Raw genomic sequence first — 16261 nt, 5'->3', positions numbered from 1 at the left:
AAATTTACACAATGGTAGTTCGGGAGAATCTAATTCTTTGACAATAATAGATGCTGTGTATATAATTGCTATAGCAAATAATTAAATCCGGGAGGTCATTTTACTTGAAGCTGGAGGATTCGTTCGGGTTTCTTATCAATCATGCAGGACGGAGAATGAGCCAGCTGTTGACCCTGCATTTTCAGGCTTATGATATTACAACCGAGCAATGGACCGTCCTTCATCGGCTAGCCGAGCAGGATGGGATCAGCCAGAAGGAGCTAGCCCGCCGAACGGAGAAGGATCAGACGAATATAACCAGAATACTGGATCATCTTCAGCGCAAAGGTTTGATTGAACGGAGAGCGAATGCGTCGGACCGGCGTTCCTTTCTTACGTACATTACAGACAAAGGCAGGGGGCTTGACCAGACGCTTGTTCCGATTGAGCAGCGAGTCATTTCCTCCGTTATGCGAGGTTTTACTGAGGAGCAGATTCACATCCTGCGGGAGTTATTGATCCAAATGACCCAAAATACGAACCAAGACATCCGAGAACGGGAGGAAGCTGAGTGAATACCGCAGGTGAACCTAAGCTATGGAATCGTAATTTTGTTGCTGTCTGCTTCAGCAGCTTTTTTTTGTTTATGACGTTTTATATTCTTGCTGTGACGCTCCCTGTCTTTGTAACCGAAACAATGCACGGAGGACAGCAGCAGGTCGGTTTAATCATGACTTCATTTATTATTTCGACAGTTATTTTGCGTCCGCTGACCGGCAAGTGGCTTGATCAATATCAACCTAGATGGATTCTCTTATTCGGATTGCTGCTGTTTTCGGCTTGTACCGCAGCATATATGTACACGGAAGGCTATTTGCCTCTCCTGCTGCTTCGGTTTGTACACGGCATCTCGTTCGGAATTGCGGCGACAGCTACTGGTGCCATTGCCGTCGAGCTTGTACCCGAGAACCGCAAGGGCGAAGGGGTTGGCTATTTCAGCTTATTTATGAGCTTGGCCATGGTTGTGGGACCTTTCTTAGGCTTAACGATCATTACTTACTCGAGCCATTGGGTTCTGTTTATCGTTTGCATAACCTTTGGACTTATGGCCTTGTGCTGCGGGGTGATGATACGAATTCCCCATAAAGCCAAATCAGTGAAGGCTGCGCAGCCGGCGGTGAAGGGCTGGAGAAGGTATATTGAGCCTAAGGCGCTGCCGATCTCGGTGACGGGGAGCTTTCTGGCATTTTCGTACGGGGCTATCACCACATTCTTATCTGTCTATGCGAAGGCCATCGGGCTTGGGAAGCACGCCAGCTTTTTCTTTATGGTGTTCGCGGCAATGATCGTCATTTCCAGACCGTTCACCGGCAAATGGTTCGACCGCTCCGGACCGAATACGCTAGTGTACCCGGGAGTATTGCTGTTTACTGCGGGGATGATCACCTTGAGCTTCGCTAATTCCGCCGCTATCTTCTTCACAGCTGCCGCTATGCTGGGACTGGGCTTCGGTGCGCTGCTCCCGAGCTTTCAAACGATAGCGATCCAAGCTGCACCGCTCCATCGAAGAGGACTGGCTACAGGAACATATTTCCTGCTGTTCGACCTCGGATATGGACTTGGCTCTTATGTGCTGGGAGTCGTGGCTGACCGCACCAATTACCATACGATGTATTTCGTAGCAGGACTGGTCGTTGCATGCTCTGCCGCATTGTACTACGTTTTGCATCACCGTAAGCAGATCGTTCCGGCAGCGTTGACGGAATAAGAGATTCCAAGAGAGATGCAATGAAAGTGCGTCTCCTTTTTTTGCAGATTAGTTATTGACCAATCACTAACTATGCCATATAATAACATCAATAATTGATTGATTAATCACTAACTAAAGTGAAATGGGGATGAGATCATTGAATAAAGCATTGGTGTTAGGTGCAACAGGCGGAACGGGTTCGGTAATTACAGAGGAACTGATCAAACGGGGAGTGAATACGGTCATTTTCGGCCGTTCTAAGGCGAAGCTCGAACAGCTTGCCATGCGGCTTGGAAATCCTAAGCATTTGACACTATACGTAGGCGACGCTTTTCGGTCAGAAGACATTTTCTCGGCATCGGAAGGAGCAGAAGTGTTGTTTCATTGCGCGAACGTACCTTACCATGAAATGGTCAGTAAGCTGATCCCTTTGGGAGAAGCGGTTATGGAAGCGGCCAAACAGAGGGGCTTGAAAGTAGTTGCCGTTGACGGAATCTATCCCTACGGGAGAAAGAGGATGGAAAGAGTAACCGAGGAACATCCGAAGCAGCCGCATACCAAGAAAGGAAAGACACGACTGGCATTCGAACAAATGATATTTAGTCACCGCTGGGATAATGTGCAGCGTTTGATTGTCCGACTGCCTGATTATTATGGCCCTACTGCCAATGAAGCTTCCTATCTCGGTTCGACTCTTGAGGCCATTGCAGCCGGTAAAATGGCTTTTTTTATCGGGAACATGCACATCCCTAGGGAGTATGTTTACTTGCCGGACGCCGCTAAGATGATCGTCGAGCTTGCCTGGCGTGAAAGCACATATGGACAAAATTGGAACATTCCGGGAACAGGGATCATCTCTGGCCATGACATTGTTCGCATCGCGAGAGCGGCCAGTGGGAAAAGCAAACCCGTCATTTCACTTGGCAGAGTAAGCTTGTCATTACTCGGACTATTTGTACCGGTAATGAAAGAAATTGTGGAGATGTTGTATTTAACGGAAGAGCCTCTGATACTGAGTGGAGAGAAGTACCAACGTCAGATCGGTCCGATACCGTCAACTGGCTTTCAAGAGGGGATTACGGAAACGATTCGTACGCTAATGCAGGCTCAGAAGGAAAAAAAGTGATTGATTAATCAATAACAACAGATATACATCCTCCGTTATGGTTATCATGCTGGAGGATGTATTGGTGAGGTGGCTGCAGGGAAAAGAAGGAGGGCATTTCTTCAGCTCGATCGGATTATAAGGACTGCTGCTGGAGCAGGTAATGATAGATACCCTTCTGCAGAAGAAGCTGATCATGCGTGCCGCTCTCGACAACGGCGCCTTGGTCCAGCACGACAATCAGGTCCGCGTGGCGTATCGTGCTGAGCCGGTGCGCGATAATCAGCGTCGTTCTTCCTTGCAGCATCTCGCCCATATTCTGCTGGATAATTCGCTCCGATTCGGTATCCAGGGCGCTTGTCGCTTCATCGAAGATGAGGATCCGCGGATTATTAATGAGTGCACGCGCTATGACAATCCGCTGGCGCTGTCCTCCGGACAAGCGGATGCCCCCTTCGCCAATCATTGTATCATAGCCGAGCGGCAGCGCTTCGATAAACTCATGGGCACCGGCAAGACGGGCTGCACGCTCGATCTCCTCCATGGTGACGTTCTCGCTGCTCAAGCCGATATTGTCGCGAACCGAGCCTCGGAACAGCATCGTCTCCTGCTGCACGACGCCGACCTGTTTGCGAATCGAGGCAGCATGCACCTCCCGCAGGGGGTAGCCGTCAATATAGATGGCTCCGCTTGACGGCTCCAGAAGCCTGAGCAGTAAATTGGCTATGGTCGATTTGCCCGAGCCGCTTCGTCCGATTAGAGCTACCGTTTGCCCGGGTTGCAGCTCCAGGTCCAGATTTTGAAGGATCATCTTCCCTCCGCGGTAATATTGGAACGAAACCTTCTCAAAAAGGATATGACCTTGAATGGACGGAAGCATTCGCATTTTACCCGGCTCAGGGTGCTCCGGAGTGGATTCATATACATCGTTGAGCCGCTCCATGGAAATGCGTGCCTCCGAGAGCTCTCCGCTTCGCTGCGAGATCATTTCCAGTGCGAACAAAAAAGAAGTGAAGAGCACGGTGTAAGCAACAAGCTCACCAACGCTCAGCTGCCCTTCCAGAACGAAGGTGGAGCCAAAATACAGCAAGGCCACCTGGCTTATGGATCGCAAGCCCGATGCCGCAGCCTTGGCGGCAGCCTCAAGCCGATTGCCTTCCAGTCGCAGCGCCAGTAATCGGCTTAGCTTGTTTAGCAGCTTGCCACGGATGGCACGCTCCATAGATAAGCCTTTAACGGTAGCGATGGCTTGAACTGCCTCGACGATCTGCGTCTGGGATTCTCCCTCGGCAATGAGCTGTTTACGAACATTGCGGCGCATCTTTGGCAGCAGGTACGCATAGAGGCCGATATATAGCGGCATAAGAGTGAAGGAGATGAGAGCAAGACCTAGATGGTAATAAGCCATCAGTCCTCCATAAACGAGCAGGGTCAAAATATCAAGCAGCAGCTCTATGGCACTGTCGGTCATTAATCTGCGTATCTTTTCGTTCTCGTAGACTCGTGTCAGGATGTCCCCTGACGTTCGTTTCGTAAAGTACGAATAGGGCAGGCGAAACAGCTGACGGTAGAAGCTGTCCAGCATGGAGTGATCGATCGCTTGGGCAAGACGTCCGATCAGCTTTTGCCGAATGGCGATACTAGCGGTATTGAAGCAGACTAGCGCAAGCATGGCGACGACAAGAATATGGAGCAGAGACCAATTCGCCGTGTCCAATACACGGTCGAAAATTTGTTGTGTCATTACCGGAAAAATAAGAAAGACCAGCTCGATCATGACGGATAAGCCTAAAGCGGACAAGAGCAGCTTCTTGGAAGGCTGAATATAGTCTAGATACCTTTTCCACAGTACTTCCCTGTCATTCAGCAAAGCAAGAGGACCGGCGGGCTGCATCGTGATAACATAACCGGACCAATGATTACGAAAAGTATCGAACGGGACGGTATCGATATACCCGAGTGCCGGGTCCGCGACAATGACCCCGTCCTTTCCGACCTCGTACACGACAATGTAGTGATTGCCATTCCAATGCGCGATGAAAGGCGTCGGCAGCTCGTTCAGAAGGCTGCTTGTCGTATTCAGCCCTTTGGCCGAGAATCCGAGAGACTCAAGGGTTTCGATCAGCCCGAGCATGGAGGTTCCTTCGGCTCCTACATTGCAGCGTTCTCGCATCCGGTTTACGCTGGCGTTCAATCCGTAATAACGGGAGATCATGGTTAAACATGTGGGGCCGCAATCCATCTCGCTCTGCTGCATCAGCACAGGGAATCGGCGTCGCCATTTCCAAGACCTCCAGGAATTCCAAAGCTTAGCGGTACGCGAGATGGATGGTGCCGATTCGTCGGAAGGATGCAAATCACTCTGCAGTGCAGCTGCCGGTTCAGCCTCCTCCGGGGCCTCAACCATCACCATCGCTTGGGCAGTATAGTGGGCGGAGATCCGGCGGATCGATTCCAGGATGACGGGATACTTCTGGATCAGCTCATCGAAATCCGTCTTGGACAGACGGAAGGCGGTCACAGTCTCTGCGGCACGAATCGTCGCCTTGCGCGGTTCTCCGGTAAGCAGCGCCAATTCGCCAAAAAAATCTCCGGGATAAAGCCGGTTGACTATGGCAGCCTCAGGCCCCTTCTCCACAAGCGCGGAGCCGGTCTTGACGATATAAAATGCGTCGCCGATCTCTCCCTCGTTGACAAGACAAGAGCCTGGTTCGTAAATGCGAACCTCCAGCAGGTCGAGCAGCGAACGTAGTGCGGCATGGTCGACATGGGTAAGCACCGTGTTGTTTTTCAAAAATGTACGGATGACATCCGAGGAAATAAACTGCCTGAAATAATTATCTATGGCAGGGTGCTGGGCAACCATGTCCTGAAACTGACGGCGACCGAGGCGCAGTACTTCCAGTGCCGTGGATGCACGGATCGTAATAGGGGGGGCCGACTCCCCGTCCAGCAGGCTGTGCTCACCGAAATGCTCCCCTGGCAGCAGCAAACCGAGATTCGTTTCCCGCCCTGCAGCGGAGAATCCTATTTTTCTAGCTTTGCCGCTCACGATGATATAAAAGGAATCCGCGGGACTAGCTTGGTCCACTATCATTTGCCCCATGGAAAACGTCTGCGGCTCAAACTGCTCGGCAAGAAGAAGCTTCTCTTCCGTAGTAAATACATCGAATAGGGGAATGTGATGCAAATAATGTAGGCCGTTTCCGTTCACAAGCTTCATCCCTCACCTAAGCTCCATAGATCTTCATGTATTTCGAGTGTACGCTGATATGCTTCCAGCTTATATTGAAAAAGCTCTTCTCTGATCCTTTCTTTGAGAGCCTCGTTCAGCTCGGCCGGATAAAGCTCTTCAACCAGCAGAACGATGTGCCCGCGTTTCCGTTCGAACGGGCCAAGTACGGAGCCCGGTTCTGTGTTAAATACGGCTGCCGCCGTTTCCGGCTCGACATCCTCGCGGCTGACAAGACCGACGTATCCCCCGGCTTTGGCCGTTGCCGCATCTATGGAATACTCGCGCGCCAGCGCATGAAAGTCGGAGCCCTCTTCCACCCGAAACAGCAGTTCCTGTGCAACGCCATGTTCACTCGTGACAATGATAGAAATCTCGGCGAGATCATACCGGCTTGCATTTTCTAGAAAATGCCGATGAATCTCTTCATCGGATATGGTGTGCCGGGCTAAAGCTGCTCCAAGCACCTGCGGCTTTTGCAATGCGACAAGGTCATCCAGTGACATCGACCTTCGCTCCAGCCATTCGCTTGTCTGAGCGGTCGTAAATAACCCGTTGTCGCGGCGGAACCGGTTGACCGCGGATTGCAGGGCGGCGGTGTCGGCAGTAAGGCCAAGCGTATCGGCCCAGCATTCTATCGTCAAGTCCTCCTTACAGCGGCTGATCGCCGCCAGAGAGGCGTCAATCCGTAGCCTTTGAAGCAGCTGCTTCAGGGTCATTGCTCTATGATTAATGCGTAGTGCAAATGTGTTTGCCGTGTCCAAAGTTACATTCCTCTCGTCATCAGCTCTTGTATTTATTCTAGCATGCAGTGCGGATTTATAGCGATTCTTTTATTTTTTATGACTTAAACCAAACTTAAACTAGAGGAAGTATAATGATGCCATCATGAAAATGGAGGTAATTATGATGACAGAAAATAATGAGAACAAGCTGAATGAGAAGGAGTCCGTCGAGCTGACGGATTTGTCGCAGGAGGTTTCCGCGGAACAGCTGAAGGACGTTAAAGGCGGGGACCTTCACACGAGCACCAAACCTATTATAAAAAAGGTAACGATTCGTCCGTAACAGTACAGCAGAAAAGCCCCAAGCGGAATGTATGTTCCCTTGGGGCTTTTCCTCTTTCTTTACGATTCGATGCCGAATTTGTAACCAAAGCCGCGGATCGTCAATATATATTGGGGGCTTGCGGGGTCCTTTTCAATTTTTCGGCGGAGATGGTGGATATGAACCATGACGGTCCGTTCGTCGCTCATTCCGTTCAAGCTCCAGATCCTCTCGTAGAGCCTGCTTACACTAAAGACCTGTTTCGGATGCTCCAATAGAAGAAGTAGTAGCTGAAGCTCTTTGGCGGGCAATGTGATCGACTTACCATTCACAAGCACCTTCAACTGCTGCTTATGCACGGTAAGCCATCCATCCGTCCATACATCCGAGCTGTTCCCGACAGGGGGCTTCTGGTCGGCAGAACGATAGCGTCGGAGAGCAGCATGAACCCTTGCAACAAGCACCTCCGGCTCAAACGGCTTCGTTACATAATCATCTCCGCCGACGTGTAATCCCGCTATGATGTCTTGCGGCCCCTTTTTACTGGTAATGAAGATAATGGGAAGATCCGAGCGGCTGCGAACCAACTCGACCAGCTTCATTCCGTCCATTCCGGGCAGCATGATGTCCGATATCATCAAGTCGTACGCCGCCGATCGTTCAAACAGCTCCAGCCCTCGCTCCCCACTTAGGGCAATATCCACGTGAAACCCTTCCTTCCGCATATAGATGGCGACTAGCTCACAGATGTCCGGGTCGTCTTCAATTAGCAGAATACTCGTGGTCATGTTATCCTCCTTCGGTATTTTTCCCCGTGTTGGCCGAGGAATCTCCAAGCTTAGCCGGAAGGGAAATAAAGAAGTCGCTTCCTTGGCCGGGATGGCTCCTGACGCCGATTTCGCCTTGATGGCGTGCTATGATCTCCGTGCAGATGGCCAGCCCCAGGCCGCTTCCTGTCGTGGACTGCCGGATGCCGGGAATCCGGTAGCGGCGCTTGAAGATATGCTCGAGCTCGCCTTCCGGGATACCAATACCGGAATCCTTCACATGGATCGTAACATGCCCGTGATCCGAACCTTCCGGTATCCGGAACTCGATCCAAACCCGAATATGCCCGTCATTCGGGGTGTATTTTACCGCGTTGGAAATGAGATTGGCAAAAACCCGCTCGAACCGGAAACGATCCAAAGCAGCGAGGAGCTCTCGCTCCATGGGAAGTGTTAGATCGTGTTCTTCCCATGTCAGAGTGATCCCCCTTACCATTGTATCGGCAGCATATCTTTGACACAATTGGCGAAGAAAGGGAAGCAGCGGCACTTCATCCAGCTGAAACGGTGTTTCCCCTGATTTCAATTGGCTCAGCTCGACAACATTATCAATCAGCTGTTCCAGCAGCAGACTCCGCTCATAGATGCGTCCGGCATACGCCGGCGCTTCCTCCGCTGCAATGACCTCCGTGCTAATAGCCTTGGAATAGCCTTTGATAGCCGTGATCGGTGTCGATAAGTCATGATGAACCTCTGCCAGCAGCTTGCTGCGTGCTTGCTCGATGCGGCACAATTCCAGATTTCCCTGCTCCAGCTGCAAATTGAGCGCCTGAAGGGAGGAGGTTCGCTGCCGAATCGTCTCTTCCTGCGACGCAATCACTTGGTTCAGCTCCATCGAGAGCATTTCGGACTGAGTGACAGCCCTTGTGAACAGCAAAGATAAGTTAAGCAGCTGAGTCAAGAGGAAGAACAGCAGACCGAACGACACGAGTCCCCCATTCGATAAGTAACCGGTATAATACAATACCTCGTGGATTACGGTGAGAAAGAATACGAGAAAGCCCAGCATGTTGGCCTGCGATCCGATTCTTCGTCGAAACGCAGCGCGAATGTAGACATACATAACGTAAAGAAATACAGGGAACAGCAGCACGATGACGTAGGGAACCATGAGCTGTGTATATACTTTAGCGGGCGTTGCGAGCACAAAGGCCCCAAACCCGGCTAGAGCAACGGCAAACGGGAGAAAGATGCGAGGGACCGCATCCTGTGGATACTGCTTATTCACAAATGCCGCTAAGCTGATAATGGTGACGATTTCCGACAGGTATTCCAGCTTCACTCCCCATTCCCAAGAAAGCCCTGGGAACAATACATAAATGAACGATTCTCCAAGCAGAGAAGACCTTATGCAGATGGCCAGACATATAAGTCCAAACCATAAGGCGCCACGCTCCTGCCTGCGGAATAAGAAGAGGAAGGCAGAGAAGACGGTCATGAGCAGCAAGCACCCGGTCCCAAAGGTCCAGAGCATGACCCGGTTTCTTTGCAGCGCCGCAATGTCTTCAGCATCTCCCAATTCGATGCTCTCCCAAATGCCTCCCGTACGCTGAGCAAAGTTAGACACCTGGATTATGATTTCGTTGTCTCCGGGTCGAGGTTGAAAGAAGTATACCTTCGGGTAGCTTCTCGGAACCATGTGCTTGGCATCAGTGCCGACCGTCCCGTTGCCGTCCCCCCCCTCGCCGTTGATCCAAAACCGGTAGGCTGTGGCGACGTTATTAAAATACAGACCGAGCGGCTGTCCTGCCACCTCGCTGGATACGACGAATTGCATCCGATATGTCGCATAGCCTTCATTGGATAAGGCTTGTCCATTGTTCTCATAAGACTTCCACTGGGCGGGTATGGTAACGGTCAACGCATTCCCGGGCGCCCCCTCGGTGAAATCACCGGGCTCAAAAAGCCGGTTCCAATACAGCTCCCAAGGTCCGTTCAAGGAAACGCTCCCGTCTTCCCTTGGATGCCATTGCTGCAAATCTTGTTTATTAGAAGCAGCGTTGTATTCGGGTGACGTTGCCCAAGCTGATGTAAGTGTACTGCACCCGATCAGGAGCCCTATCAGTAAGCAGGCAGCGAATTTCATCAAGTCCACTCCCCAGTTACTATGTATTTTGACGTATCTTCAGGTGTATTATCGGAGAATTCCAGATGGAATTTAAGCAAAAGTTGGGGGGGAGTGGAGAGGAGAGACAATTTTTTTCATGTATACAAGTTTTGAACGGCTTCTACCTTTTGTTTCATGAGCATAATGGCTTCATCAGGTCCTACAATTTGTGCATCCTCGGCCATTTTCCAAAGCTGATCCACATAAAATTGCAGATCCTCTTCTGCAATATGCAATACAGCGTGACCGCTCCCGTCCTCATTACGTCTAATGAAAGGGGCGAAACGAGGGTCTGATTCCAATATCCATACCCCCTTCATCGTAAGAGTAAATCGAAGCTCTGTTTGTTCCAGATGGGTTTTTGTCGGCTTGTCCAGTAATGTCAATTGATTAATATCCTCTCTCCATGAAACCGATTCGTCGAACGAAGCGGACAAGATCCGATCGGCCCTGAATTGCCGGATATCTTCCTTCAGAAAGCAAAAGGAGGGACAGTACCAAAATCCGGAGCTGGCGTAAATACCAATCGGCTGTATATTCCTTCGGGTGACGCCGGTACTCGATTTATATTCGATCGAAACTACCTTCTGCATCATAATGGCACTCAGCAAGGTTTGAAGTATTTCTGGTGACATCCATCGATAAGGACTCCATATCATGATTCTATTCTCTAAGCGATCGATATGTTTTTTTGTATCGGCGGGTAAATGATGATAGAACTTGTGAAGTGCCGAATCCCCACCTTCATCGAAAGGAAGCGCACTGATAAACTTCAGCGATCGGCACGCAAAAAAAATGGCGACAGCTTCACTCTCAGTGAAGCTGATCGGGGGTAGAAGCCTTTCATGGAGTAACCGATATCCTCCGCCTCGACCTTGGATGGAATAAATCGGAACCCCGAGCTCCCCTAATTCTTGCAAGTCTCTTGCGATGGTTCGAGTTGAGAGGCCAAACTCATCCGCCAGTTCCTTTACAGTAAATGACTTTTTAGCATTAATTCTCATCATCATCAGGATCAATCGCTGTGACTTCTGCATCGATTCCCTCCACACATCCATGATTAATTTGATAATACCACAAAAATAAGACATAAACTGTCATATTTATATGATATAGTCGCCTTGTTGGACAGTTAAAGGAATCGGGGGAATGAAAATGGATGGGAAAGCAGGAAAAGGAGATAAAGTTGGAATTGTTTTTATTGCGGGAGCGGGCTTGGAGCCATGGATATGGCATAAGGTAGCGAAAGCCATGGATTACCCCTTTTTGATTATTGACGCTTCTACCGGAAAAGACTTGATTCGATCAAGAAAAAACTTCTCCTTTGATGATTATATTTCGACTATGAAGAAACAAGTGGAGGAATGGGGGGTAACGAGCTTTGTCATTGTGGCTCATTCGCTCGGAGGCGTTCTCGGACTACAGCTGGCATCGGAATTGAACGACAGACTGAGGGGATTCATAGCCGTTGGAGCTGTTATTCCCCCGAAAGGAGGCTCCTTTTTGTCCGCCTTTCCATTTACTCAAAGAATGTTCGCCTCTGCCATCATGCGGCTACTTGGGACGAAACCGCCTGACTTCGCTATTCGGGATGGTCTTTGCAACGATCTGCCGGCGGAGCTGACGGATCAAATTGTCGGCCAATTTATTCCCGAGTCAATTCACGTGTATACGGAGCGAGTGGAAGCGTCTCTTCCAAACGTCCCGAGGTTATATGTTAAGCTGTCCAAGGATAAGCAATTAAGCTTGTCGTTACAGAATCAAATGATCTCCAATCTGGCGCCACAAGAAATTAGGAGCATGGAAACCGGCCACCTGCCGATGCTGGCAAATCCGGAAGCTTTGCTTAACATCCTGACAGAATTCATGAGGGATCATGCTGACGTCCAAACAGATATAATTACGAACCAATGAATGACCTTCCTAAACGCTGTCTCTGCAAAAAGCCCACAGTATCGTTTGTTAACGATCCCGAGGGCTTTAAGGAGGGCTTGCTCCTGACATTTACAATTCGGTGGATGAATTCCCATGCTTGGAGGAGGCTTTCGAAACAACGCGATTTGATTCAATTCTCCGGGTTGTGAGAGCACCACTTTTACTATTAACAATCCAAATTCCTATCAGTACGAGCACAATCCCTACAAACGTGACCATTTTTATATGGTTTCATGCAAAAATATCAGTCCGGAGATGACGCCAACAACCGGTACAAGCAACAAAGAAATGGATGCTTTACTGGCTTCGGTACGACTTAGAATACGATTCCACATCACAAACGCCAATGCAGAAGCGACAATGCCTGAAAAGAGAATATAAATAAGCGACATGAATCCCCATTGAAAATGCCCTTGTTGAAATGTTAGAGCACACAATAATAACCCCGCAGCTCCAATCGTCATTTGCCAAGTAGTATATTGAACAGTATCACAGTGCCTTAGTTTCAATTTAAATAGTAGATTGGCTACTGCCCATGAAATAGCAGAACTTAAAGCCAATAACAGAGTCCAAAAGGATCCGCCTAAACGGATATTCATAGCAAGAAACAAACCGACCAGACCCAGTCCAATTCCAATGGTCTTTCTTGGAGTCAACTGTTCTCCAGGAATCCACTTGTGGGCCAAAAGCGATAGAAACAGCGGCATGCTGTAAGTTAGAACAGAGGTAAGACCTGCACTGATATAGTTAAGCGATATTTGAATTGCAATGTTAAAGTAGGTGGTTTGGAACAGTCCGCAGAGAACGTACCACTTGAGATCTGATTTATTCGGGAGGGGTATCTTTTTTATATAGCACACACCTAAGAGGACGACGGCACCGATCAGAAAACGCAATGCTGCAAACAGGACAGGAGGTAATTCGCCGTTGCCTAATTTCATGATAACAAAATTAATCCCCCAGATTAGACACAAAACAATCATCGAAGCATTCATAAGCAGATTCTCTCCAAGATATCTATATGGATTGACCAGTCTCTGTTTCCTCATTAATTGTTAACAACACTTTACAATGAGATTGAACTAGTGTCTAATATATAAATAACATAGTATTAAGTCGTAGTACGACTTAATAGGGAGTATAATATTATGGAGCTACGTCAGATTGAATATTTCACAGTAGTGGCGGAGGAATTGCATTTTGGCCGCGCGGCAGCGCGCCTGCAAATGACACAACCCCCCTTAAGTCAGCAGATTATACAACTTGAAGGGGAGCTCGGCGTGAAATTGTTTGAAAGGTCAAAACGACACGTAGAATTGACGAATGCAGGAAAGGTTTTCTTGCATGAGGTTCGCACCGTCCTTACCCAATTAGATCAGGCAAAGGTTGCAGCTGTAAGAGCACAGATGGGGATGGCAGGCCGGTTAGTGCTGGGATTTGTCGGATCTGCGATTTTTGATATTCTTCCCAACATTGTCCGGGCGTTTCAAGAACAGTTTCCAGACATAGATCTGGTTCTTCGCGAGATGCCTACACCAATGCAAGTTGAGGCATTTCACAGAAAGGACATTGACATTGGCTTTGTAAGAACCCCTGTGGTCGATCCGCTGATATCCCTCATGCCCGTTTATCAAGAGACGTGTGTGGCTGTCGTACCGAAGCTGAATCCACTGGCGCAGCGCGCTTCCATATCGATGAGCGTTCTAAGCAAAGAACGATTCATACTAGTGGAGAGGGAGGTTTGGCCGAGTTGGTATGATGATATCCTCTCACAGTGTCGTAATGCCGGTTTCAGCCCAATCATCCGTCAAGACGTGAAAGAAATACAGACAGTTGTCGGGTTGGTTGCGGCAGGTCTTGGCATAAGCATCGTGCCCAAATCAACAGAGAACTTACATGCGCGTGACGTCGCTTATATAACCATCGAGGAAGGAGCCCCGCGTGCAGAAATGAGTATCGCCTGGCGAACGGATGATCATTCTACAATAGTTAAACAATTCCTCTCTACAGCGACACGACTAATCGGAAGCGTTACCTAAGGAATCTTATTAATTAATAAGAGGTGGTGTCCCATGAGAACAAACAGCAAACCTAATCGCTTAGCCAAGGAAAAATCACCGTACTTGCTTCAGCACGCAAACAATCCGGTCGATTGGTTCCCTTGGTCGGAGGAGGCTTTCGAAACAGCTAAGCGTGAGAACAAGCCGATCTTCCTTTCCATCGGGTACTCCACTTGCCATTGGTGCCACGTCATGGAACGGGAATCCTTCGAAGATGAAGAGGTCGCTTCGCTGCTGAATAAGAACTATGTATCGGTCAAGGTGGACCGGGAGGAACGGCCGGACGTCGACCATTTGTATATGTCCGTTTGTCAAGCGATGATAGGTCAGGGAGGCTGGCCGCTCACGATTATTATGACGCCGGAGAAGAAGCCGTTCTTCGCGGGCACGTATTTTCCGAAGGGACGCAAACTGGGCCGTGCGGGACTTCTGGAAATTTTGCCGCAAATTGCGGAGAAGTGGCGGGACAATCCGGAGAGGGTACTGCTGATCGGCGATCAAGTGGTGGAAGAAACGCAAAAGCGGCTTCTCGGTAACATCGAGGGGGAGCTGTCGGAGGAGCTGCTGGAGCAAGCCTTTCGCATCAATGAGAAGCTGTACGATCGTACCTACGGCGGCTTTGGCGATGCTCCGAAGTTTCCGACCTCGCATAACCTTTCTTTCTTGCTGAGATATTGGCGCAGGACAGGGGAGGCGAAGGCGCTGGAGATGGTAGAGAAAACGCTTGATGCAATGTATCGCGGCGGCATGTATGATCACATTGGCTTCGGTTTTGCCCGATACTCCACAGATCGGCAGTGGCTGGTGCCTCATTTTGAAAAGATGCTCTATGACAATGCGCTGCTGACGATGACTTACATAGAAGCTTACCAGGCCACGGGAAAGCAGCGGTATGCGGACGTCGCCGAGCAGATCATTGCTTATGTGCTTCGCGATATGACGGATGCGGAAGGGGGATTTTATTCCGCGGAGGACGCCGATTCGGAAGGCGTGGAAGGCAAATTTTACGTCTGGAAGCCTTCGGAGATCATGCAGGTGCTTGGCGATGAGGAAGGAGAGCTCTTCTGTGAAGTGTTCCACATCACGGAAGAGGGGAATTTTGAGAGGAACAGCATCCCCAATCTTATCGAGCGTACTTTAGAAGACTCAGCGCGACTGAAACAGCTGGAGCTCGGTGATCTTCAAGTCAGAATCGAATCGGCAAGGCAAAAGCTGTTCGCTCACAGAGAAAAACGGATACACCCGCATAAGGATGATAAAATTCTTACCTCATGGAATGGGTTAATGATCATGGCTCTGGCCAAGGCGGCTAAAGCACTGCAGAAGCCGGAATATGCCGCGGCTGCCCGTAAAGCAGCGGACTTTATTCTAACCAAGCTGCGCAGGGAGGATGGCCGGCTGCTTGCCCGATACCGGGACGGAGAAGCTGCGTACTTGGCGTATGCGGATGATTATGCTTTTCTCATATGGGGACTTATTGAGCTATATGAAGCTGCCTTTGACATAGAGCTGCTGAAGCAGGCGGTACAGCTGAATGAAGACATGCTTCGCCTGTTCTGGGATGAGGATGAGGGAGGCTTCTTCTTCTATGGCCAAGACGGTGAGCAGTTGTTTACCCGGCCGAAGGAAATTTACGATGGAGCAATGCCGTCAGGAAATTCGGCTGCGGCGCTGAATCTGCTCAAGCTGTCACGCTACACCTACAATGCGAAGCTTGCGCAGAAGGCAGAAGTGCAGCTCAACGCGTTTGCGGGATCGGCTCAGCGATATCCTTCAGGACACGCCTTATATTTGATGGCGCTCGATTTCTTCTTGACGGCTCCGGCTGAAATTGTCATTGCCGGCGATCCGGGATCGGAGGATACCCAAGAAATGATCAGCGCGGTGCAGCGGATGTTTATTCCGGAAGCAATGCTTATGCTGCATCCGAAGGGAGAAGCCGGAGCACAGGTAAGCGAGCTCATTCCGCTTGTTGCGGATAAGCTGCCACTAGGTGGGCGTGCGACAGCGTACGTATGCGAAAATTTCGCCTGCCAATCGCCGGTTGGAACAGTGGAGGAGCTGGAAGAGCTTTTGCTGGGATCGCCCATCGAATGAAAGCATCATAGTCTTACAAGTCTGCGTCGATTCGTAATCGGCGCTTTTTGCATTTTCATAAAAAGCTGCGGAATGACAAAACCTAGAAACGAGAAGATCAGCTTGGCTTCCTAACAATTCCG

13 protein-coding genes are annotated in these 16261 nt (G+C 49.7%); 7 read left to right on the top strand and 6 right to left on the bottom strand.

The genetic code is table 11. From position 1 onward, the window contains the following. The first annotated feature begins 104 nt into the window (after positions 1 to 104). From QMO62_RS07980 to QMO62_RS07970, 3 genes are all read left to right on the top strand, one after another. Positions 105 to 554 (top strand): MarR family winged helix-turn-helix transcriptional regulator, encoded by a 450-nt coding sequence (locus QMO62_RS07980; RefSeq protein ID WP_284640100.1) that lies wholly within the window; start codon positions 105 to 107, stop codon positions 552 to 554. Continuing rightward, positions 551 to 1747: an MFS transporter gene (locus tag QMO62_RS07975; protein WP_284640098.1), complete on the top strand. Its 1197-nt coding sequence runs from the start codon at positions 551 to 553 to the stop codon at positions 1745 to 1747. Before QMO62_RS07980 ends, QMO62_RS07975 begins: the two co-directional genes overlap by 4 nt. Before the next feature lie 124 nt (positions 1748 to 1871). Beyond that, positions 1872 to 2855 (top strand): NAD-dependent epimerase/dehydratase family protein, encoded by a 984-nt coding sequence (locus QMO62_RS07970; protein ID WP_284640096.1) that lies wholly within the window; start codon positions 1872 to 1874, stop codon positions 2853 to 2855. 115 nt (positions 2856 to 2970) lie between these two features. Here QMO62_RS07970 and QMO62_RS07965 read toward each other — a convergent pair whose 3' ends face one another. Next, the gene (locus QMO62_RS07965) at positions 2971 to 6024 is read right to left on the bottom strand and encodes a peptidase domain-containing ABC transporter (protein ID WP_284640094.1); all 3054 of its coding nucleotides are present in this window, start codon (positions 6022 to 6024) and stop codon (positions 2971 to 2973) included. 29 nt (positions 6025 to 6053) lie between these two features. After that, positions 6054 to 6830 carry a peptidylprolyl isomerase gene (locus tag QMO62_RS07960; protein WP_284640092.1) on the bottom strand — a complete coding sequence of 259 codons (777 nt, stop codon included), beginning with the start codon at positions 6828 to 6830 and terminating at the stop codon, positions 6054 to 6056. Positions 6831 to 6975: 145 nt separating this feature from the next. Here QMO62_RS07960 and QMO62_RS07955 point away from each other — a divergent pair, with 145 nt between their 5' ends. Beyond that, the gene (locus QMO62_RS07955) at positions 6976 to 7134 is read left to right on the top strand and encodes a hypothetical protein (protein WP_284640090.1); all 159 of its coding nucleotides are present in this window, start codon (positions 6976 to 6978) and stop codon (positions 7132 to 7134) included. A gap of 59 nt (positions 7135 to 7193) precedes the next feature. On the opposite strand, the gene QMO62_RS07950 is transcribed toward QMO62_RS07955, so the two are convergent. The 3 genes from QMO62_RS07950 to QMO62_RS07940 all read right to left on the bottom strand — a co-directional run bounded on the left by QMO62_RS07950 (position 7194) and on the right by QMO62_RS07940 (position 11057). Continuing rightward, the gene (locus QMO62_RS07950; RefSeq protein ID WP_284640088.1) at positions 7194 to 7901 is read right to left on the bottom strand and encodes a response regulator transcription factor; all 708 of its coding nucleotides are present in this window, start codon (positions 7899 to 7901) and stop codon (positions 7194 to 7196) included. Between the two features lies 1 nt (position 7902). Next, a complete protein-coding gene (locus QMO62_RS07945; RefSeq protein WP_284644892.1) occupies positions 7903 to 10026 on the bottom strand; it encodes a sensor histidine kinase in 2124 nt (707 codons plus the stop codon). Between the two features lie 116 nt (positions 10027 to 10142). After that, entirely contained in the window at positions 10143 to 11057 is a 915-nt protein-coding gene (locus QMO62_RS07940; protein ID WP_284644891.1) for a helix-turn-helix transcriptional regulator, read from the bottom strand. Between the two features lie 145 nt (positions 11058 to 11202). Here QMO62_RS07940 and QMO62_RS07935 point away from each other — a divergent pair, with 145 nt between their 5' ends. Continuing rightward, on the top strand, positions 11203 to 11961 hold the full coding sequence (locus QMO62_RS07935; RefSeq protein WP_284640086.1) for an alpha/beta fold hydrolase: 759 nt from the start codon (positions 11203 to 11205) through the stop codon (positions 11959 to 11961). A 242-nt stretch (positions 11962 to 12203) separates the two neighbouring features. Here QMO62_RS07935 and QMO62_RS07930 read toward each other — a convergent pair whose 3' ends face one another. After that, positions 12204 to 12977 (bottom strand): DMT family transporter, encoded by a 774-nt coding sequence (locus QMO62_RS07930; RefSeq protein WP_284640084.1) that lies wholly within the window; start codon positions 12975 to 12977, stop codon positions 12204 to 12206. Positions 12978 to 13130: 153 nt separating this feature from the next. On the opposite strand from QMO62_RS07930, the gene QMO62_RS07925 reads away from it, so the two are divergent. Together QMO62_RS07925 and QMO62_RS07920 are read left to right on the top strand one after the other, a co-directional pair. After that, on the top strand, positions 13131 to 14021 hold the full coding sequence (locus QMO62_RS07925) for a LysR family transcriptional regulator (protein WP_284640082.1): 891 nt from the start codon (positions 13131 to 13133) through the stop codon (positions 14019 to 14021). 33 nt (positions 14022 to 14054) lie between these two features. Continuing rightward, positions 14055 to 16139 carry a thioredoxin domain-containing protein gene (locus QMO62_RS07920; protein ID WP_284640080.1) on the top strand — a complete coding sequence of 695 codons (2085 nt, stop codon included), beginning with the start codon at positions 14055 to 14057 and terminating at the stop codon, positions 16137 to 16139. Positions 16140 to 16261 lie beyond the last annotated feature (122 nt).

The sequence above is a fragment of the Paenibacillus silviterrae genome (assembly GCF_030167925.1).
GTDB lineage: Bacteria > Bacillota > Bacilli > Paenibacillales > NBRC-103111 > Paenibacillus_G > Paenibacillus_G silviterrae.
This window is presented reverse-complemented; position numbering and strand designations above follow the sequence as displayed.